This is a genomic window from Saccharibacillus alkalitolerans, assembly GCF_011090185.1.
GTDB classification, from domain to species: domain Bacteria; phylum Bacillota; class Bacilli; order Paenibacillales; family Paenibacillaceae; genus Saccharibacillus; species Saccharibacillus alkalitolerans.
In genome coordinates, this window is record NZ_JAAFGS010000002.1 from 425,493 (window position 1) to 444,608 (window position 19,116).

The 19,116-nt window shown below is 57.5% G+C and carries 20 protein-coding genes; 6 read left to right on the forward strand and 14 right to left on the reverse strand.

Annotation, left to right across the window (positions count from 1 at the left end; translation table 11 throughout):
• Positions 1-77: 77 nt before the first annotated feature.
• A complete protein-coding gene (locus GYN08_RS07405) occupies positions 78-1,484 on the reverse strand; it encodes an NAD-dependent malic enzyme (protein ID WP_166273554.1) in 1,407 nt (468 codons plus the stop codon).
• A 289-nt stretch (positions 1,485-1,773) separates the two neighbouring features.
• Between GYN08_RS07405 and GYN08_RS07410 the strand changes: the two genes are divergently transcribed.
• Complete coding sequence (locus GYN08_RS07410; protein ID WP_166273555.1) at positions 1,774-2,550, forward strand: Cof-type HAD-IIB family hydrolase; 777 nt, start codon at positions 1,774-1,776, stop codon at positions 2,548-2,550.
• Between the two features lie 95 nt (positions 2,551-2,645).
• A complete protein-coding gene (locus tag GYN08_RS07415; RefSeq protein WP_166273556.1) occupies positions 2,646-3,425 on the forward strand; it encodes a Cof-type HAD-IIB family hydrolase in 780 nt (259 codons plus the stop codon).
• 143 nt (positions 3,426-3,568) lie between these two features.
• Here GYN08_RS07415 and GYN08_RS07420 read toward each other — a convergent pair whose 3' ends face one another.
• On the reverse strand, positions 3,569-4,591 hold the full coding sequence (locus GYN08_RS07420) for an LCP family protein (RefSeq protein ID WP_166273813.1): 1,023 nt from the start codon (positions 4,589-4,591) through the stop codon (positions 3,569-3,571).
• A gap of 221 nt (positions 4,592-4,812) precedes the next feature.
• Between GYN08_RS07420 and GYN08_RS07425 the strand changes: the two genes are divergently transcribed.
• Positions 4,813-4,968 (forward strand): hypothetical protein, encoded by a 156-nt coding sequence (locus GYN08_RS07425; RefSeq protein ID WP_166273557.1) that lies wholly within the window; start codon positions 4,813-4,815, stop codon positions 4,966-4,968.
• Here the strand turns inward: GYN08_RS07425 and GYN08_RS07430 are convergent.
• The 3 genes from GYN08_RS07430 to GYN08_RS07440 are packed head-to-tail and all read right to left on the reverse strand — an operon-like array spanning position 4,952 to position 8,279.
• Entirely contained in the window at positions 4,952-6,115 is a 1,164-nt protein-coding gene (locus tag GYN08_RS07430) for a WD40 repeat domain-containing protein (RefSeq protein WP_166273558.1), read from the reverse strand. The genes GYN08_RS07425 and GYN08_RS07430 overlap by 17 nt on opposite strands.
• Positions 6,112-7,575: a sensor histidine kinase gene (locus tag GYN08_RS07435; protein WP_166273559.1), complete on the reverse strand. Its 1,464-nt coding sequence runs from the start codon at positions 7,573-7,575 to the stop codon at positions 6,112-6,114. Before GYN08_RS07435 ends, GYN08_RS07430 begins: the two co-directional genes overlap by 4 nt.
• Positions 7,572-8,279: a response regulator transcription factor gene (locus GYN08_RS07440; RefSeq protein ID WP_166273814.1), complete on the reverse strand. Its 708-nt coding sequence runs from the start codon at positions 8,277-8,279 to the stop codon at positions 7,572-7,574. Before GYN08_RS07440 ends, GYN08_RS07435 begins: the two co-directional genes overlap by 4 nt.
• Before the next feature lie 144 nt (positions 8,280-8,423).
• Between GYN08_RS07440 and GYN08_RS07445 the strand changes: the two genes are divergently transcribed.
• Positions 8,424-8,918 (forward strand): hypothetical protein, encoded by a 495-nt coding sequence (locus GYN08_RS07445; protein ID WP_166273560.1) that lies wholly within the window; start codon positions 8,424-8,426, stop codon positions 8,916-8,918.
• A 130-nt stretch (positions 8,919-9,048) separates the two neighbouring features.
• On the opposite strand, the gene GYN08_RS07450 is transcribed toward GYN08_RS07445, so the two are convergent.
• The 3 genes from GYN08_RS07450 to GYN08_RS07460 all read right to left on the reverse strand — a co-directional run bounded on the left by GYN08_RS07450 (position 9,049) and on the right by GYN08_RS07460 (position 10,783).
• Complete coding sequence (locus tag GYN08_RS07450; RefSeq protein ID WP_166273561.1) at positions 9,049-9,573, reverse strand: hypothetical protein; 525 nt, start codon at positions 9,571-9,573, stop codon at positions 9,049-9,051.
• A 48-nt stretch (positions 9,574-9,621) separates the two neighbouring features.
• Positions 9,622-10,206, reverse strand: coding sequence for a DUF1273 domain-containing protein (locus GYN08_RS07455; RefSeq protein WP_166273562.1), 585 nt, complete (start codon positions 10,204-10,206; stop codon positions 9,622-9,624).
• A gap of 79 nt (positions 10,207-10,285) precedes the next feature.
• A complete protein-coding gene (locus GYN08_RS07460; RefSeq protein WP_166273563.1) occupies positions 10,286-10,783 on the reverse strand; it encodes an LURP-one-related/scramblase family protein in 498 nt (165 codons plus the stop codon).
• Between the two features lie 176 nt (positions 10,784-10,959).
• Here GYN08_RS07460 and GYN08_RS07465 point away from each other — a divergent pair, with 176 nt between their 5' ends.
• Entirely contained in the window at positions 10,960-11,349 is a 390-nt protein-coding gene (locus GYN08_RS07465) for a winged helix-turn-helix transcriptional regulator (protein WP_166273564.1), read from the forward strand.
• Positions 11,350-11,479: 130 nt separating this feature from the next.
• A complete protein-coding gene (locus GYN08_RS07470; RefSeq protein ID WP_166273565.1) occupies positions 11,480-12,034 on the forward strand; it encodes an NAD(P)H-dependent oxidoreductase in 555 nt (184 codons plus the stop codon).
• 51 nt (positions 12,035-12,085) lie between these two features.
• On the opposite strand, the gene GYN08_RS07475 is transcribed toward GYN08_RS07470, so the two are convergent.
• The 6 genes from GYN08_RS07475 to GYN08_RS07500 all read right to left on the reverse strand — a co-directional run bounded on the left by GYN08_RS07475 (position 12,086) and on the right by GYN08_RS07500 (position 18,822).
• Positions 12,086-13,711, reverse strand: coding sequence for a glycosyl hydrolase (locus GYN08_RS07475; protein ID WP_166273566.1), 1,626 nt, complete (start codon positions 13,709-13,711; stop codon positions 12,086-12,088).
• A gap of 114 nt (positions 13,712-13,825) precedes the next feature.
• The gene (locus tag GYN08_RS07480) at positions 13,826-15,529 is read right to left on the reverse strand and encodes a methyl-accepting chemotaxis protein (protein ID WP_166273567.1); all 1,704 of its coding nucleotides are present in this window, start codon (positions 15,527-15,529) and stop codon (positions 13,826-13,828) included.
• Between the two features lie 168 nt (positions 15,530-15,697).
• Complete coding sequence (locus GYN08_RS07485; RefSeq protein WP_166273568.1) at positions 15,698-16,552, reverse strand: MetQ/NlpA family ABC transporter substrate-binding protein; 855 nt, start codon at positions 16,550-16,552, stop codon at positions 15,698-15,700.
• 47 nt (positions 16,553-16,599) lie between these two features.
• Complete coding sequence (locus GYN08_RS07490) at positions 16,600-17,277, reverse strand: methionine ABC transporter permease (RefSeq protein WP_206023650.1); 678 nt, start codon at positions 17,275-17,277, stop codon at positions 16,600-16,602.
• Positions 17,274-18,035, reverse strand: a complete 762-nt coding sequence (locus GYN08_RS07495; protein WP_166273816.1) for a methionine ABC transporter ATP-binding protein — start codon at positions 18,033-18,035, stop codon at positions 17,274-17,276. Before GYN08_RS07495 ends, GYN08_RS07490 begins: the two co-directional genes overlap by 4 nt.
• Positions 18,036-18,252: 217 nt before the next feature.
• A complete protein-coding gene (locus GYN08_RS07500) occupies positions 18,253-18,822 on the reverse strand; it encodes a hypothetical protein (protein ID WP_235945986.1) in 570 nt (189 codons plus the stop codon).
• Positions 18,823-19,116 lie beyond the last annotated feature (294 nt).

A 19,116-nucleotide genomic window follows, 5' to 3' on the forward strand; every position in this document is an offset into this window, starting at 1 on the left:
CATATAGAAGCTCGGCATAAAAAAGGAGCGGCTGCGCGCGCTCCTTTTTTGCTGTCATCCTTTTATAATGCTTGTATTTAGCGAAACTCCGGCGGCGTCCGCCGCGCCACGCCGGTCCGCAGCGCGGCTTGAACGACGGCGTCGCGGATGCGGTCGACGACCTTGTCGTTGAACACGCTCGGAATGATGTACTGCTCGTTCAATTCGTCGTCTTCGACGACGGAAGCGATCGCCTGGGCGGCGGCCACTTTCATCTCCTCGTTGATGACGCTGGCGCGGCAGTCCAGCGCGCCGCGGAACATTCCCGGGAAGCAGAGCACGTTGTTGATCTGGTTCGGGAAGTCGCTTCGGCCCGTCGCCAGCACCCGCACATGCTCTTCCGCCAGTTCCGGATCGATTTCGGGGTCCGGATTCGCCATCGCGAACACGATCGGATCGGGCGCCATCGACTTGATATGTTCCAGCGTCAGCAGATTCGGACGGGACACGCCGACGAAGACGTCGGCGCCCGCGATCACCTGCTCCAGCTCGCCGGTCTCCCCGTTCGGGTTGCAGTTGTCCGCGATCCAATCCCACATTTCGTTATCGTACTTTTCCGCTTTGTGCAGCGCGCCGCACCGATCGACCGCGATCAGATTGCGCGCGCCCGCGGACAGCAGCATTTTGATGCAGGCCGAGCCGGCCGCCCCGACGCCGAGCACGACGATCTTCGCGTCCTCCAGCTTTTTGCCGACGATGCGCAGCGCGTTCAGCAGCCCCGCCAATACGACGACGGCCGTCCCGTGCTGGTCGTCGTGGAAGACCGGAATGTCCAATTCCTCGCTCAGCCTGCGCTCGATCTCGAAGCAGCGGGGCGACCCGATGTCTTCCAGATTGATGCCGCCGAACGCCGGCGCGATCAGCTTGATCGTGCGAATGATCTCTTCCGTGTCCTTCGTATCGAGACAGATCGGGAACGCGTCCACGCCGGCGAACTGCTTGAACAGCATCGCTTTGCCTTCCATGACCGGCATCGCCGCGCGCGGTCCGATATCGCCGAGCCCCAGCACCGCCGTTCCGTCGGACACGACCGCCACCGTGTTGCGCTTGATCGTCAGCGTGAACGCTTTCTGCGGATCTTCGTGGATCGCCCGGCACACTTTGGCCACTCCCGGCGTGTACACATGGGACAGGTCTTCGCGGTTCTTGACCGGCGTCTTCGACCGGATCTCGATCTTCCCGCCCAGATGCGCCAGGAACGTCCGGTCCGACACGTTGACGATCGTGACGCCGGGCAGCGCTTCGACCGCTTCCAGCACCGACTCGCGCATTTTCTCCGGAAGATTGACCGTCAGGTCGCGGATCGTGTGGTCGGGGCTGGCATGGATGACGTCGATCGCGACCACGTCCCCGCCTCCGTCGCCGATCGCGCCGGCCACCTCGCCGAACGTCACCTGTTTCTTGTCCATCTGCAAACGTATGATCATGCTCGTTCCAAGGGCCATCGTCTACCTCCTGAGGATACGGATTGGCGGCGGGCACTAAAGCTCGCTCGCTCTCTGATAACGCTTACAAACCAAATTCGGACTTATTATATCACAGTTTTTAAACAAAAGATTCCCCTGCTCTCCTCATGGTATAATAGGGAAGACAGAGATCCGGCAGTCCGGGGACAAGGGTCCGCCCTGCAAAGACAAGGCGCGGCCGTTCTCGAGACTGCCCCTAGAGAAAACCGATACAAATCGCGCCGACCCGCGGAACATCCGCGGCAGCCGCAAACGGAGGGAAACGCATATGGAAAAAAGCATCATCTTTTTCGACCTTGACGGCACGCTGCTGAACGACGACAAACAAGTCAACGACTCGACCCGCGAGGCGATCGCCGCGCTGAAGGAACAGGGACATATCGTCGCGATCGCGACGGGACGGGCCCCTTTCTTTTTCGAGCATATCCGCAAAGAACTGAATATCGATACCTACGTCAGCTATAACGGCTCTTATGTCGTGCTGGAAGGCGAAGTGGTGTTCACGAACCCGCTCAACGAAAAAGCGCTGCAGACGCTGACCGATCTCGCGCTGGAAAACGACCACGCCATCGTATACATGGACCATGAGGACATGCGCGCCAATGTGCCGAACAGCGACCGCATCAACGAGAGCATCGGCACGCTGCAGGTGAACATCATGCCGACGCACGATCCGCTGTACTACAAGGACCGCTTTATCTATCAATCGCTGCTCTTCTGCGCCGAAGGCGAAGAGAAGCCTTACGAGTCGCTGCTTCACGCGTTCGATTTCATTCGCTGGCATCCCTTCTCGGTCGACGTTCTTCCGGCGGGCGGCAGCAAGTTCAAAGGAATCGGCAAAATCACGGAAAAACTCGGCATCCCGGCGGAACGCCAATTCGCTTTCGGAGACGCGCTGAACGACCTGGAGATGCTGAAAGGAATCCAAAACAGCGTCGCGATGGGCAACGGACTGTCGGAAGCGAAAGAAGCCGCCAAATGGATCACGACGTCGAATAACGAAGACGGCATCGCGCACGGACTGAAGCTGGCCGGACTGCTCTAAGGGAGCGGCCGGAACGGCTCGTTTTCCGTCGGCCCTAGCAGGCTTCGAGAACGCGCGCCGGGCAGCATCCAAACTTAAGAAACGGGGGCGCAAGCATGGAACAGAGCATTGTTTTTTTCGATATCGACGGCACGCTGGTGGACGAACAAAAAAAGGTTCCGCAGTCGGCCAAGGAAGCGGTAGCCGAGCTTAAGCGCCGGGGCCATATCGTCGCGATCGCGACCGGCCGGCCGCAGTTCATGTTCAAGGAAATCCGCGAAGAGCTGGGGATCGATACCTATGTCAGCTACAGCGGGCAGTATGTCGTGCTGAACGGCCAAGTCATCTACGCGAATCCGATCGACAAGCGTTCGCTGGAACAGATGACGGAGATCGCGCTGAAACACAACCATCCGGTCATTCTGATCGACGACGAACAGATGAAAGCGACCGTGCCGGACGACGAATTCGTCGCGCAGGGCTTCGGCATGATGCTGAATTACATCTCGCTGTCGGAACCGGATCCGCATTTTTACAAAGAACGGTTCGTTTATCAGGCATCGCTGTTCTGCAGCGAAGCGGACGAAGCGCTGTACGAAGCGATCTTCCCTTCGCTGCATTTCATCCGCTGGAGCCCGCTGTCGGCGGACGTCCTCCCCGCGGGAGGAAGCAAGCTCGAAGGCATCCGCAAAATTACCGAAAAGCTAGGCATTCCGCCGGAGCGCCAGTACGCGTTCGGTGACGCGCTGAACGATCTTGAGATGCTTAGCGGCATTCCGAACAGCGTCGCGATGGGCAACGGAATGCCGGAAGCGAAGGAAGCCGCCAAGTGGGTCACGAAGACCAACGAGGACGACGGAATCGCCCACGGCTTGAAAATGGTCGGGCTGCTGTAGCGGAAGAGGAGTCTCCCCGCACGCCCCGCCTCAAGCTGCGTCTCTGCTTTTTCTGCGCTTGGGCGGGAACGGCTTTTCGACGGCACGAACTTTTCGAACAGAAAAAAGGACGGCGAAATTTCGCCGTCCTTTTTGAAATCCTCTTAATTGGCCGTTCCCGTGCCGTCCGTCTCCGCGGCCTCCACCTTCTCCTTGTTCTCCGGCTTCTCGGAATCCGGATTGTCCAACTTCCGCCGGACGTATTCTTTCAATTCATTCTCGTTTTTGACTTTCAATACCGCCGCGCGGCCGACGTAAGTCTCGTTGATCAGGTTCATCGGCGGAATCTGCTCGGTGCTTTCCAGCGTGCTCTGGTAGCTCGCCGAAGCCAGTTTCCACATATCGTCGACCGACAGGTTCGTATCGATGAAAGGCGCGACCTGATTCAAAATATCCGGCAGCTTCATGATCGAGGTGGTCGATTTCACCTTTTCGCTCAGCGCTTTGAGGAACTCGCGCTGCCGTTCGGTCCGCGAATAGTCGGACATCGCGTCGTGACGGAACCGCACGTACTGCAGCGCGGCGTCTCCGTTCAGATGCTGCTCGCCCTTTTTCAGATCGATGTCGTATTGATGCTTGTCGGCTTCGCTCGGATAATACATGTCTTTTTCCACGTAAAAGTCCACGCCGCCTACCGCATCGACCAGCTTGATGAATCCCTGGAAGTCGGTATACATATAATATTGAACCGGCACGCCGAGGAGGTCGCTCACCGCCTGCATGGCCGTATTCGGGCCGTACGTAATCGCGGTATTGATCCGGCCTTTTCCGTGCCCCGGAATCTCCGTGTACACGTCGCGCAAAATGGAGAGCAGATGCACGCTCTTCTTGACGGGGTCCAGGCTGACCACCAGCATGCTGTCGGAACGAGGCACGTCGTCGTCCTCCGCGTCGCGCGCGTCCACGCCCATCAGCAAAATGTTTACGGGTTCGGTCCCCTTCCATTCCGGCGGAGCCGCGACTTTCAAGTCCTCGGTGCTCACCGCCTTGAACGGAGAGCTTTCGGGCGGCTTGCTCAAGCTTTCCAACCCCCGATACAGGGACAAGACATAATAGGCCGCAAATCCTAACAGGAGCACCACGGCGGCGGCCGAGATGATTAAAATTTTCTTTTTCCCGGCGGTCATTCCGCTTTTTTTCGCTGTCATTCCGATTCTTCCTTTCTTCATTCGCTCGAAAGGCGCGATTTCCCGAATCCGGCACATCGCCGGAGACGACGAAGAGAACGCCGACTCCCGGAATTGTTCCGGATTCTTTGCCTTTGTTCGCTGTTTTCCGCTCTGCATTTCCTGCTCGTCTCCATCATAAAGAGCTCATGTGGCGAAAGTTTGATCAGGATGTAAACAAAATGTCACAAAAACCGAGCGGGATGCGGCTGAAGAACTTGCAGGACAAGCAGCCCGAAAAGCCCGCCGTCCAAAGGGACGGCAGGCCGAAAAAGACGTCGGGCCGATACGAACCGCCGCCGAACGCGGCAGCGGCGCAGATTATTGAAAACGAATGACGAACGCTTGACGCCCTTCCGTGTCCCCCGGGGCATAGGACTGCGACGCGTACAATTTCGAACCGTAAATAAGCAGATTGCCGCTATCGTCGGGGCTCCAGGTCAGCAGCTCGGGCAGCAGGCCGTGATAGACCGGCTCGTTGTACAGCACGTTCTTCCCCTGCATTTTTCCCGCGTATATGGTTTCTTGGTCGTACAGGGAATAAGCGATACGGCTTTCGTCCTGGGAAAGCGCGAAACTGTCCACCTTTTCCAGCAGCACGGCAAGCGCGCCGTTTCTCCGGTCGTATTGATACAGCGTCCCTTCCGTTCCGAGGAACAGAAATTGATCGGAACCGATCCATTCCGTATGCTCCGACTCGATCGAATGGGTATAAACGATCTCGATTGCGTTTCCGCGCACCGTACCGAGAAGAACCTCTTTATCGTCGTTTCTGGACTTTTTGAAAGCAGTCAGCAGAACGCTCCGTCCGTCGTCGGAGACGTCGGCGCTCAGCAGCGTCCTGCCTTCGACGGCTTCGTCAGATCCGTCGATCCGGTACACGCGCGCTTTGCCCGAGCTCACCTCGTACACTCCGACCCGCGCGTCGCCGCCTCCGCTCGGATCGACGGTCAGATATACCAGATAGCGCCCGTTATCCGACCAACCGAAGTTCTGAATGAACGCGGGACTCGGCATGGCGCTCGTCGGAATCGCCGTCGTTTGGGCATTGGCCAGCGAAACGATTTGCAGCGCGGATGACGTACGGGAAGCGGAAGACGGGGTCTCGGCGATGAACCGGCCGTCGGGAGAGAGGACGCCTTCCGTCGTGTCCGGCTTGACTCTGCGCAGCGTATCGCTTTGTTCGTAAGGAAAAGCGATACGGTTGATCATCGCGGCGCCCGTCTCGTCCCGTTCCCGGGCAAAAGCCAGCACGCCGCCGGAAGCCGACCAGCCCAGTATCCGTTCGTTCCGGGTAAACGATTCGGGCAGCCGATAAATGTCCGCGATATGGAACGATTCGAATTTCCGTCCTCCGATGCCCGGCTCGTCCGTACCGTCCGACATGACGATGGTAGCCGTCTTCATTCCCGAACCGCAGCCGGAGAAGAGGACGGAAAGCACACAGACGGCGGCAAGCAGGAAAACCGTTTTTTTATTATTCATCTCCGCTCCCCCTTCCCTTCCGCATCCATTCCTGCGAGTTCGACCGTAACCGCCGTGTGGCCGTCCGCATGCGTCAAAGCGATCGAGCCGCCGTGATCGTCGACGATCGATTTAACGATGCCAAGCCCGAGCCCCGAGCTCCCGTCTTCCCTCGTTCCGCCGCCCGTCCCGCGGAACGGACGGAACAATTCGTCAAGGCGTTCGGTCTCGATCGGCTCGCTGGGATTATCGAAAACGAACAGCGCTCTGCCGTCCCGTTCGCGCGCCGAGACGGAGATCCGCGAAACCGGCAGGCTGTATTTGATGGCGTTGTCGATGAGATTGATAAACAGCTGCCGCAGCCGGTCGCTCTGGCCGGTCACAAGCAGATCTTCGTCGATCTCCCACACGATGCTTTTCTTGTAGCGCTGCGTCCGAATGGTCATCGATTCGCACACGTCACGCAAAATCCGGCCGGCCGGAACCGGCTCCAGCTCGTTTTCCGGCGGATTTTTGCGCGCCATCTCGAGCAGCCGGATCACCATTTCGTGCAGCCGCTTGCTTTCCTGGATAATATGATTCATGCCTTTTTCGAAAAATTCGCGGTCCTGCGTCTCCTTCTGCCGGATCAGCTCCGCATAACCGAGAATCGACGTTAACGGCGTCTTCAGCTCATGGGTCACGTTGTCGAAAAACAGCTTCTCCTGCTCGTTCAGCTCTTTCAGCCGGTCCCTGTCCTTTTGAATAATGGCGATCTGACGGTCGAGCTGGGCGATCATATCGTTGAAGTTGTCGGCCAGCCGGCCGATCTCGTCTTTGCGCTTGAAGCGAAGGCGGACGTTCAGATTCCCGTTCTTCACTTCGTTCGAAGCGCGGGTCAGCCGGACGAGCGGGATGGTGATATGCCGGGACAGCACGTAAGAAAACAGGAACGCCGCGGCAAAGATCAGAACGGTCACGTAAAACACGATATCCAAAATCCGGCCGGTCTGCGCGTACAGCGGGCTGAAATCTTTGGCGAAACGCAGAATGCCCACCTTCGTTCCGTCGATGACGACGGGATACGAAAACAGCACCGAGGCCCGAGTGGAGTCGTACGCGATGCTGTAAGCGGTCTGACCGCCGATCGCGCGCCGAAGGTCGCTGGTCGTCACGCCGGTGAACTTCGATTTCTCCGTGGCATACAGCAGCTCTCCGTCCACCGTGTAGACGCCCGCGATGCTGCCGGTCGCATGGTTGAGGTCGGCGGCCATCTCCTGAGCCATCTGACCGAAGTAAAGCTCGTTGTTCGTGAAATGATTGATCAGGAAAGCCTGCCGTACGTACACGCTGCTGTTGTTTTTCAAGTCGGCCAATTCGGAGGTGACGCGCTCCTGGTTGCTCGTGAAGATCGTTTCCTTGACGGCGCTGTTAAGAACGAGGAAGGAAACGAGAAAAATCAGGAAAAAACCGGCCAAAAACTTGGTGCTGATCCTCTTCATGAGCCGCTTCCCGGCGGTTTTTCGAATTTATAGCCGATGCCGAACACTGTCGCGATCCGCTGGCCTCCGTCTCCCAGCTTCTTGCGCAGCCGCTGGATATGGGTGTCGACGGTCCGCGTGTCCCCGGCGAATTGATAGCCCCATACGAGATCGAGCAGCTCGGAACGGGTAAACGTCTGTCCCGGACGCTTGACCAGCGTCAGCAGCAGATCGAATTCTTTGGGCGTCAATTCCACGGATTCTTCGCCGATCCGGACTTCGCGCTCCCGGACTCCGATCGTCAGCTCTCCGGCGCGGATTTCTTCGCTTCTCTCTCCGCCCGGCTCCTCTTCCGTCTGAACGGTCCGGCGCAAAATCGTCCGCACCCGGGCGACTACCTCGCGCAGGTCGAACGGCTTGGTGATGTAATCGTCCGCGCCGAACTCCAGGCCCAGCACTTTATCCGTAATGTCCGACTTGGCGGTGATCATAAGAATGGGGATATTGTGGGTCGCGGTTACTTTTTTGCAAATATCGAGTCCGCTCTGGTCCGGCAGCATCCAATCGAGCAGCAGCAGATCGGGAACGAATTGTTCCAGTTCGGCCAGACCGCGCGCTCCGTTCGGAGCGGTCCGCGTCTGGAAGCCCTCCATCGCGAGTCCGTAGGCCAGCAGGTCGGCGATGGGAGCATCGTCTTCGACAATCAATATTTTCGCGTTATTCAGCATTGAACAGCCTCTTCTCTTTTTTACTCGCTATTTAAACTATATCGGTTTTGCCCCCGGAATGAAAAGGAGCCCGCGTACTTCAGCGACCGTATGCTATAATGACAAGCAGATCAATTCACTCCACTGGAGGTTCACTTTTATATGCTTACTTTCGAACAAAAGCTCGCCATTTTGGATTCGTTTCCGGAACTTACGCGCAACGACGTCTCGCTCGGACGGGTGAATTATCACTTCGAGGGCAGCGCCCACGAGAAGAAAACGGTCGGCTACCGCTTCCATCCGAACGGCAACGGCTACGTATTCGCCGGACTGGTCGGCGATTACGACACGGACGACAAAGGCTTCGTCAACGTCCGCGACTATACCGAGGCGCAGCTGCGCGAAATCGTCGACGCGTCGATTCGTTCGCTGGCTCCGGCCGAAGGCGCATCCGCGCCGAAGCGCGGCTCCGCGGATTCGGCGCAGTCTCCGGGCGACGAGATTTGGACCGACGAAGAAGGTCAGGAGCTGATCCTGAAATTCGAGGACGAGACGTTCTTCGTCTACTCCGGCTTCAGCCTGGAAATGGCGTTCGAGACGCGCGAGGAAGCGGAAGAGTATCTGGCGGAAGAAGGATTTTCGTTCAACCGCAAATAAGCGTCGGGCAGCGTCTTTCGGCGATCCGACGCGTCGGACGCGGGCGACGCCGACACCGCGAAAAAACCGCTTGGAGACACGTTCGAACGTGTCTCCAAGCGGTTTTCGGCATTTTCCGCCGTATAGGTTATCAGAAAAACGTGCCGCTGATCACTTTTGCTATCGCTTTCTGCCAAAAAGGACGCTGACCGCGAAGCACTTCGATGCCTTGCATGACCGCGACCCATTCGTATTCGCCGACGGCCGATTCCATGCCGTCTTCGGTTTGCAGACAATACTCGCCGCTTTTCAACCAATGCTTCTTCATATCGACGAAAGCCGCTTCTTTGTTCGTCCCTTTGATCCGATATCCGCCGATATCCGATTCGATCCGGTAGTAACCGCGCTGCCCCGCGTCGTATCCGAAGTAGGTTTCGGTTCCGTTTTTTTCCCGGCTCAGGCGTCCTACGATCTCTTCCCTCGCGTCACGGACCGTCCATTTGTTCGGCGAACGTTCCAGACAGCCGCGGTACAGCACGTAATCTTCGCCGTCCAGCACATAGAGACCGTTTTCGCCTTCTCCTTTGTAATCGATCGATCCTTTCCGATTCCCGCCGATCTGACGGATGACGCCTTTGCCGAACGGCCTTTTTTGTCCGCAGAAATAAAGCTCCATGCCTGCCTCCCCCTCGGGTTTGATGCCGACACCTTTTGATATTTCGTGCTAACTCCAATCTCCTCCGTCGCCCTGAGCCTCGACCAGATCGGCCTGCATGTCGTCCGCTACCGACTGAATGTCTTCGGGCGTGATCTGGATCAGCGTATACCCTTCCTCGTCGCGCATCTTGAGCGCCGCCTCCCGGAAATAGCGAGGGCTGCCGGGCGCGGCTTCGTCGTCGTACACCAGCAGCATGCCGTCCGATTTGCGCAGCAGCAGCCCGTCTCTCGCTTTGAACTGCCACGGTCCGCTGTACGGCTCCTTGCTCACCAGCCCGTAGTAGTCGATTTTTTTAAGCAGGTTCTGCCAATAGTCCTTCTTCTCGTCGCTCCACTTCTCGTCCATGCCCGCAAACGCGGCCAGCACGGACAGCTTGAGCTGCGGATAATCTTCTTTGAGTTCGATCGCCGCTTCGCATGCCCACAGATCGACGCCGTACTGGCCGGGAGTGATGACCCACTCCAGCCCTTCCTCGATCAGCGGAATCAGCCGGCGCTTGATCGCCTCGCGAATGAACGGAATGCCCGGATGCTTCTGGTTGAAAATGCCGAGCTCGTTCGCGCGGTAGCCGGTGACCAGCAAATTTTTCACGTTGATGCAGCCTCCCCGATCCTTTTGATTCCAGTGTACCATAAGTGCCGGAGAGCCTGCCGGTCATGCCCGGCCGACCTTATCTCCCGGCGGAATTGGCGGCCGACTGCTGGCGTTTGCGAATCGCGTTCACGCCCATCACGACGGCGACCAGCTCGTAATCGTCCAGCCTCGACCGGTTGTTCAGCACATAGGCGTCGCTGCGCAGCCAGCCGTTCGTTTTGGCGAAGGTTGCCACTTCCGTCCCGTTTTCCGTAATCGAATATTCCTTGGAAAAGTTGGGCGATTCGATTTCGTACACGCCGCGTTCGCCCGCGTCGTATTCGAACTTCTTGCTGAACAGCGTGAATCGGGGGCGCAGCATTCCGACCTCCGTGTCGTTCGCGTCCAGCACCCGCCACCGGTTCATCATCATGCGGAACTTGCCCGTGTACAGCAGTTCGCCCGAACGGGCGTACACGTCGAGCGACGAGCCGAACGCGCTGCGCAAATCCAGCGTGCCCGCCGCTTCCCCGGCCTCGTTCATGATTTCCGTCTCGCCCATGCCGAAAAAGTTGTCCGAAAAATAAAGTTCCATGAGAGTTCCTCCTTGGTTCATCGATCTGCATACGTCTTGCCTTATCCTTTATAAACGTCGGCCGGGCTCTGTTCGTTGCATATTTTCGCCCGCGCGCCGTGTTAGACTGAGACATATATCCAAGCCGCCCCGAAACAGCGAATCGGCGGCGGACAAGCAAAAGGAGGGCATGGACTGTGCAGCAGCCTCAAAAAAAATACCGGGTCGGCGTCGAAGTCACGCTCGACGTGATCGGCGGAAAATGGAAAAGCGTGATTTTGTATCACCTTGTCGAGGGAAAGAAAAGATTCAACGAGCTTCGGCGGCTTATCCCGAACATCAGCCATAAAATGCTCACTCAGCAGCTTCGGGAGCTGGAACGGGACGGCATCGTGCTGCGCCGAGACTACGAAGAAGTTCCGCCGAAAGTGGAATACGAATTAAGCGAATACGGCGGCGGGTTGATCGGCGTGCTGGACTTTTTCTGCCATTGGGGCGAAGCCCATCTGGACCGGGTGTACGGCGACAAAAGCCTGATGCTGGAAGAGAACTTCGGCGGTTCCGGGGCGGAAGAAGGTTCGGAATAAAGCCGACGTCCCGCCGTTTTGCGCGGACCGGCCCCGCGGTTACCGGAAAGTGCGTACTTAACAGCCCGTCCCGCCGCTTCTACAATAGGCTTAAGCTTATCGATTCGAAGAACAGGAAGGAGCATCCGTTATGAAAACTTTGGTAATCGCCGCGCATCCCGCTTTGGACACTTCGCGTCTCAACCGCAGATGGCTGGAAGAGATCCGCAAATATCCGGATCGGATCACGGTAAGCTCTCTGTATGAAAAATATCCCGACAGCGTGATCGATATCGAAGCGGAGCAAGCGCTGGCGGAAGCGCACGACCGCATTATTTTTCAATTTCCGTTCTATTGGTTCAACTGCCCGCCGCTGATGAAGCAGTGGCTGGACGAAGTGCTGCTGGAAGGATGGGCGTTCGGCGAAGGTTCCTGGCTGTTCCGAGGCAAGACGATCGGACTTGCCGTATCCACGGGTCTCCGGGACGGCGATTACAGCCCGAACGGCGACTATCTCCACGAGATGAACACGCTGCTGCTCCCGTTCGAGATGACGGCGAGGTATTTGCAAAGCGGCTACGAGAAGCCTTTCATTCAATACGGAGTCAATTCGCGGACAAGCGAAGAAGAGCTCCAAGAGAGCGCGGAGCGTTATGCGCGGCATGTATTGGAGGCGCAAAGCGCGGAAATCAAAGTGGAATCCTGAATACAAAATAAGGGAAAAGACTTGAAACCCAAGTCTTTTCCCTTGCTTTTTTCACTGCACTTTCGTCTTCACCGTCTGCGTCGTCACCAGCTTGCCCTGCTTGTCGAAGGCCAGCACGTCGATCGCGATATTTTTGCCTTTGTACTTGGCAAAATCGATCTCGGCCGTCCACGGCGGAGCCGCCGCGGCGCCTGCCTGTTTGCCGCCGATCTTGTAAACCACTTTGCCGAGCGTCGGCGACCACGTCTTGACGTACCCGGACACTTTCAATTTTTTTGCCGGAACCGTCGATGCGATCGGGTTGTAGGACAGCGTCGTACCGCTTCCGACAGCGCTCAGGTAATACGGATTCGCGATCGCTTTTTTGTAGGCTGCCAGCATTTTGTCATTGTTCGACAATCCGTAATACTTGATCCGGTCGGTCGTGCCCTTGGCATCCACATCGAACCAAAAGGCCGCCTTGACCTTCGGATATTTCATCGGCAGCGTGGCGAACAGCTGCTGCGTCTGATAGACGGACCAATCGGTCACGTCGCGCTTCTCCTCCGGATACATGTACGATACCCCGCCTTCGGCGATCATGATCGGCTTCCGGTCCGCGTACCAGTTATATACCGCGTCGAGCTTGGCGATATGGCTGCTCCGGTCGATGCCCTGCTTCAGCGGATCGGCGGTCGGATTATAGATCGAATACAGACTGACGCCGACCCAATCCACGTATTTGTCGCCCGGGTAGTAGCTCCGAATATTGTCGATCGGGTTGGCTCCCGGCGCCCAGACCATCGCCACGTTGTCCGGCGCTTCCTTATGGAAGACGTCCGCCACCATTCTGAACTTGTCGATATACGTCTGCGGCGTGCTGGTCCACGGTGCCCAGTTGCCGTTCATTTCGTTGGCGAAACGCAGGAAGATCGGAACGCCGGACGCAGCCGCGTCTTTCGCCAGCTGATGCAGATAGGCGTTATCCTGCACTTCCGCCATGCCGTTCATCGGCTGTACCCCGAGCTCCAGCGCAGTGCCGTTGCGTTTGGCCGCATCGATATGCGACTGAATCTTGGACAGCGGCATGTTGTAGGTGAAATAAATCAGGTAGCCGGCATGCTTTTTCCCGGCAAACTTCGGATATTCGTCGGCATAGAACTTCCCGCCCGCCGAATTATGCACCTTCTTGTTCTGTTCCGCATACGCGCCGAGCAAAATGCCGTTCGCCGGCTCCAACGGCGCGAGATCGCGATTGCGATTCCGCAGCGCCGAATCGGACAATCCCGTCTCGTAATACAGCTCTACCGAACTGCGGAGAGCGTCCGCTTTGCGTTTGACCGCGATGCTGTCCTGAACGAGATTCACTTTGGCATAATAGCCCGATTCGAGATCCCAACTGGACACCGCTTTGTCATACTGCTTCAGCTTGACGTAAGCTTCGCCCGCGTTGCGGTACATGCGCCCCGCATTGCCGTAATCGCGGCTGGCCGCCATTTCGCGCCCGGCCTGTTCGAATTTGGCGATCGCCTGCGCATACTTTCCCTGCTTGTTCAATCTCATAGCCTCGTTGTACACGTTCCAGACGCTGTAGGCCTCGGCTTTGCCGGGCTGCAGCGACGCTCCCGTTCCCGTCAGCAGCGCCGCGGCCAACGCGACCGCCCATAATCTTTTGAATTCCCCGCGTCTTCCCTTCAACCCCGTCATCCCCTTTTTTCTCTCTGCCGCCTCTGATTGCTCACAGGCTATCTTTTCCTTTATCGGCCAAAAGACCCCATTCTTGAAGAATGGGGTCCCGGTTTGAATTCGGATTTACAGTTTGAACCGGGCCAGCAAACGCTCCAGCTCCGCGGCCATGTCCGACAGCGATACCGCGCTGGCGGACATTTCCTGCATGGAAGCCGCCTGCTGTTCCGATACGGCCGACACGTTCTGAATTTCTTCCGCGGTGCGCTCCATCTGCGTTCCGCTTTCCATAATGGACGACGCCACCGTCTCGACGACCTGAACCATTTCTCCGGACGCCTGAACCGCCTGCTCGCTCTGCATTCCGACCCGGCCGACCGTTTCGCGGATGCGTCCGAACAGTTCGCCGGTCGCCTGGATCGCTTCGCTTCCGGCCGCGACGCGGCTCGACGCCTGCTTGATGACTTCGCTCAGCCGCTCGGCATCCGCACGAACCATGTCGATCATGCCGATAATCTGCGCGGCGGAGGACGAAGACTGCTCGGCCAGTTTGCCGACTTCGCCGGCGACGACCGCAAAGCCCTTACCGTGTTCGCCGGCGCGCGCCGATTCGATCGAGGCGTTGAGCGCCAGCAGATTCGTCTGTCTGGCGATATTCGTGATCAGTTGGACGATTTCTCCGATTTCGATGGAGCGCCGGTTCAGCGCTTCGACGGCTTCCGTCATTTCGCCCATGCCTTCCGTCGTCGACTCCATCTGGCGGACCGCTTCCCCGACGATTTCGCCGCCCTGCTCCGAATGGGCACTCGCGTTCTCGGCCGCTTCCGACGTTTCGCCGATCCGGTCCCGAATGATAAAAATTTTATCCATCATACGCTGCATCAATTCGCCGCCGGCGCGCGAACTTTCCAACTGCGCCTCGCTCGATTCCGCCATCCGCTGCATGGAAGAAGCCGAGTGTTCGGCGCCTTCCGAGCTTTCCTGAGCTACCGACTTGAAGTTTTCGGCAGAGTCGGCAAGCGCTCCCGACGTACGTCCGACTTCGAGCAGAATGTCTCGCTGATTATGGCCCATCTTCTGCAGGGCGGAAGCCAGTCGGCCCATTTCCCCTTTAAGACCGGTCGGCAGTTCGTCCAGTTTATCCAATTCCCCTTCGGCCATATAACCGACTTGACGGGTCATCGAAGCAAGGGGGCGGGTAATGCTGCGGGAGATCACGAAAGCCAGCAGAACGGACAGCAGGACGGCGATGACTACCGAGGCAATGGAGATTTTCAGAATGCTGCGCGTTTCTTCCGCCTGCGCCTCGGCCGATTGGTTCATCGTCTGGACCTTCTGGTCGATCGAGCCGCGCAGGGCCTCCGTCATCTTGACCACGAGCTCCTGTGTGTTTTTCTGCATGGCGGCAGCTTCGTCATCCCGATTGACTCCGGACAATTCCAAAATCTGCATCACGGCGGCTTTATAACCGTCCGCCGCCTGCTTGAACGCAGCAGCCCCTTCTTGTTCTTCTTTCGACGTCAACGCCGCGGAATATCTTTCGATCGCGTCGTCCATGTCCACGATCGCCTGATCGATCTCTTTGCGGCTGCCTTCCATGCCGGCATTGTCCGTTTCCAAAATGTTGCGCATCGTCAGTTGATCGATCGTCTTCAACCGGTCGTTGATTTCCTCGAGCCTAACGACGCTAGGAATATGCTGGTCCTTCAGTTCGTTGGCCCGTTCCCCGAGCACTCTCGTCCCCAAGTTCGTCACGGTGTTCAACGCAATAATCAATACGATGATAATCCCGAATCCGCCAAGTAACTTCTGCCTGATCGTAAGCTTCATCTTGATGCCGCTCCTCTGCTGTCCCGAATAATTTCCGCAAATCCAATTGCTCTCCATACTATTTCGGCAGGTGTATTCCTTAAGTTAAGGTCGGTCGGTCTTTTTTCGACAAAAAAAGACCAATCGGCCTCAGCCGATCGGTCTTCCCGCTATCCGTTTAACAAAAAGTTAAAACGCCGGATACGTATCCGTGTATTCTTCTTTCAGGAATTTCTCGACTTCCGGCCCGCGCATGCGTTCGGCCAGTTTCTGGATCGCCGGGTCATCCTTGTTGTCTTCGCGCGCCATCAGGGTAATGGCGAACGCCTGCATGTCCTTCTCGACGATCAGGGCGTCTTCTTTGGCCGACAAGCCGAGCGGCTTGGCGTAAGCCGGATACATGGTGACCATGTCGACGTCGTCCATCATACGGTTCAGCGTCAGCAGATCGACTTCCTTGAACTGCAGATTTTTCGGATTCGACGTAATGTCCTGCAGGGTGGCTTTGATTCCCGCGCCTTCCTTCAACTCGATCAGGTCGTTCTGTTCAAGCAGCAGCAGCGAGTGCGCGATGTTCGGCGGGTCGTTCGGAATCGCGACGGAAGCGCCGTCCGGCAGTTCGTCGATCGACTTGTATTTGTTCGAGTAACCGGCGTACAGGGCGTTATACACGGGCTGTACCGGCACGATCTTGCTGTCGTGCGCGTCGTTGTACGCTTCGGCGTAAGGCACGTGCTGGAAGAAGTTCGCGTCCACTTCCTTGTTCGCCAGCGCGTCGTTCGGCTGGATATTGTCGGACATTTCGACGATCTCCAGGTTGATGCCGTCTTCGACGAGCAGCGGCTTCACGAGCAGCAGGATGGCATCCATCGGCGCCGGAAGCGAAGCGACTTTGAGCGTGGTCATTTCCTTGTTGTCCTTGCTTTCGGATGCGGCTTGGTCGGTCGTGCCGTTCGCCTTGTCCGAAGACGTCGAGGCGCTTTGTCCGCAGCCTGCCAATACGAGAAACAGTGCGGTCAAGATAAGGATCAGAGACTTTTTCATAATCGTGTTGTACCCCCGTTAAGTGTATTGTGTTGCCGATGTTTCCGTTATCGTTTGTCGATCTTGCGGGAAATCGTGCTGCCTACCACCTGCACGATCTGGACGAGCAGTACCATAAGCACAATCATGCAGATCGTAACGTCCATCTCGAAACGCTGATAGCCGTAGCGGATGGCGAAGTCGCCCACGCCGCCGCCGCCGACAATGCCGACGACCGTCGAGTACGAGATGAAGCTGACGATCGAGGTGGTCAAGCCGAGCACGAGTCCCGAACGCGCCTCCACATACAGAAACTTGTACACGATCTCCAGACGCGACGCGCCCATCGACCTCGCCGCCTCCACTACGCCCCGCGGCACTTCCAGCAGCGCCTGTTCGACGAGACGGGAATAGCCTGCGATCGCCACAACCGCCAGCGGAATCGTCGCTGCCGTCGTCCCGATCGTCGTGCCCACGATAGCCCGAGTGAGCGGAAACATGAACACGACCAGCAGCAGGAACGGGAAAGAACGAATGACGTTGACCAGCGTATTCAGAGATACGGAAGCCGAACGGTTGGCCAGCATTCCTCCGGGCCGCGTCAAATAGATCAGCGTTCCTAGCGGAATGCCCAGAATTACGGCCGCGACTGTCGACATTCCGACCATATAAAACGTCTGGCCGATCGCTTTCCAGATCTGCTCGTGATACTGCGCCCAGATCTCCATGATCCGGTCGATACTCATGGCGTCTCCTCCTTATGTACCAAGCCGAGAATTTGTTCCCGGTAGGACAGCTTCGGACGGACGCTCTCTTCCGCGCGCTTCGGAAGGTCGAACGTATCGACGACTTCCCCCATCTCCATGACGGAGACGCGCGTGCAGATCTGCCGGACGACTTCCATCTCGTGCGTCACGATCACGATCGTGACCCCCAGCGTCCGATTAATGTGCAGCAGTACGTTAAGCAGGTCTTCCGTCGTCTGCGGATCGAGAGCCGAGGTCGGCTCGTCGCACAGCAGCAGCTTGGGGCTGCTCGCCAATGCCCGCGCGATGGCGACGCGCTGCTTTTGTCCGCCGCTCAGCTGCGCCGGGTACTGGCGGATCTTGTCTTCCAAACCGACGAAGCTCAGCACTTCCCTGATGCGGGCCTCCCGTTTGTGCTTGGGCGTTCTCGCCAGCTCAAGCGCCGAAGCGACATTGCCATGCACGGTACGGTTATGCACCAGATTGAACTGCTGAAAAATCATTCCGATCGACCGCCGCGCTTCGCGCAGTTCCCGCTCGCTTACCCGCATGAGATCGCGTCCTTCGAACAGCACCTTCCCGTTGTCCGGTCTTTCCAGCATGTTCATCAGCCGCAGCAGCGTCGACTTGCCCGCTCCGCTTGTCCCGATGATGCCGTGAATGCCGCCCGTCTCGATCTCCATGCTGACGGGAAGAACGGCCCGAAATGTCTGGCCCTGCGCCGTATACGTCTTGCTGACTTCCTGCAGGGATAGAATGGTCGAGCCCTCCTTGTATCAGTATTTTTCGAAGCTGTTACATTCTTTAATCGACTAAATTATAAGGTAACTGGCGCTCTGTGTCACCATTTTTAGCAAGAATTTTAATATTATTTTTACATTTGCCGCAGCGGCGGGGATGCTTGTCGCCACAACAAAGTCCAAACTTTTTCGTAGAAACGTTTTTCTTCCTCATGCCTTTGAGGGTTTCCCGCCTCTATCGGCGAGGAAGCGCATCGGAATTTTTCGCGCGCAAAACGGCGTACAGCAGCAGGCCTACGGCGGCTCCGTACAGCAGATGGACCCCCAGCCACCACAGCCAGGCGGGCAGGCTGTCGATCGGCGGCGTGCCTCCCCGGGACAGCAGCGTCGTAGGATACAGAAGCAGACCGATTGCGCCGCCGATCAAGGCCGTTATGCCGGTCATCCGTCCGGCAGACGGAAGGGAACGTTTCGCCCGCCGCTCCCACAGCAGTCCCAGCACCACGCAGAGCACAACCGAGATAATCAGATGAATGACGAATTCCGTCCATTCGCTCAAACGAAAATTTTTCAGAACCGGCACATAATCAGCGTTCAACAGCAGCCGATATACCCGATGCCCGCTCAGGGACTGCACGGCCTTAAGGATCAACCCGAGTGCCGTTCCCGCCGCCAGCCCGACCCCCGCGTAAGCGGCCAAGCGCATTCCGCGCCGGCCCGAAGACGTCGGGGATAATGTTTGGTCCGCCGCCGTCTCCGCGGGGGGTATCTGTCCCTTCGATTTTTCCCGATCGGATGTATTCATGTATTCGTTTTCTCCTTTGTCCGCCTACTTCGGCTCTTCCGCCGCGGCGGTCTATCCCCTTTTACCCTTTCCGCGAGCCTATCCCGTCACTTCGCGCCGCACAATCTTTCTTTTGCGGCGCCCGCGCGCTCTCCCCCTTCTTCCAACAAAAAAAGGCCTTCCCGAAGGAAGGCTCAACGTGTCGAGAAAGTCTAACGTAGCTAGAAGCGAGACGGCGGAGAGAGAAATTCAGTGAAGTACAGGCTTTCGTAGAAAGCCGCTTCGGAAGCATACGCTGATAGTGTTCGCCTTTGA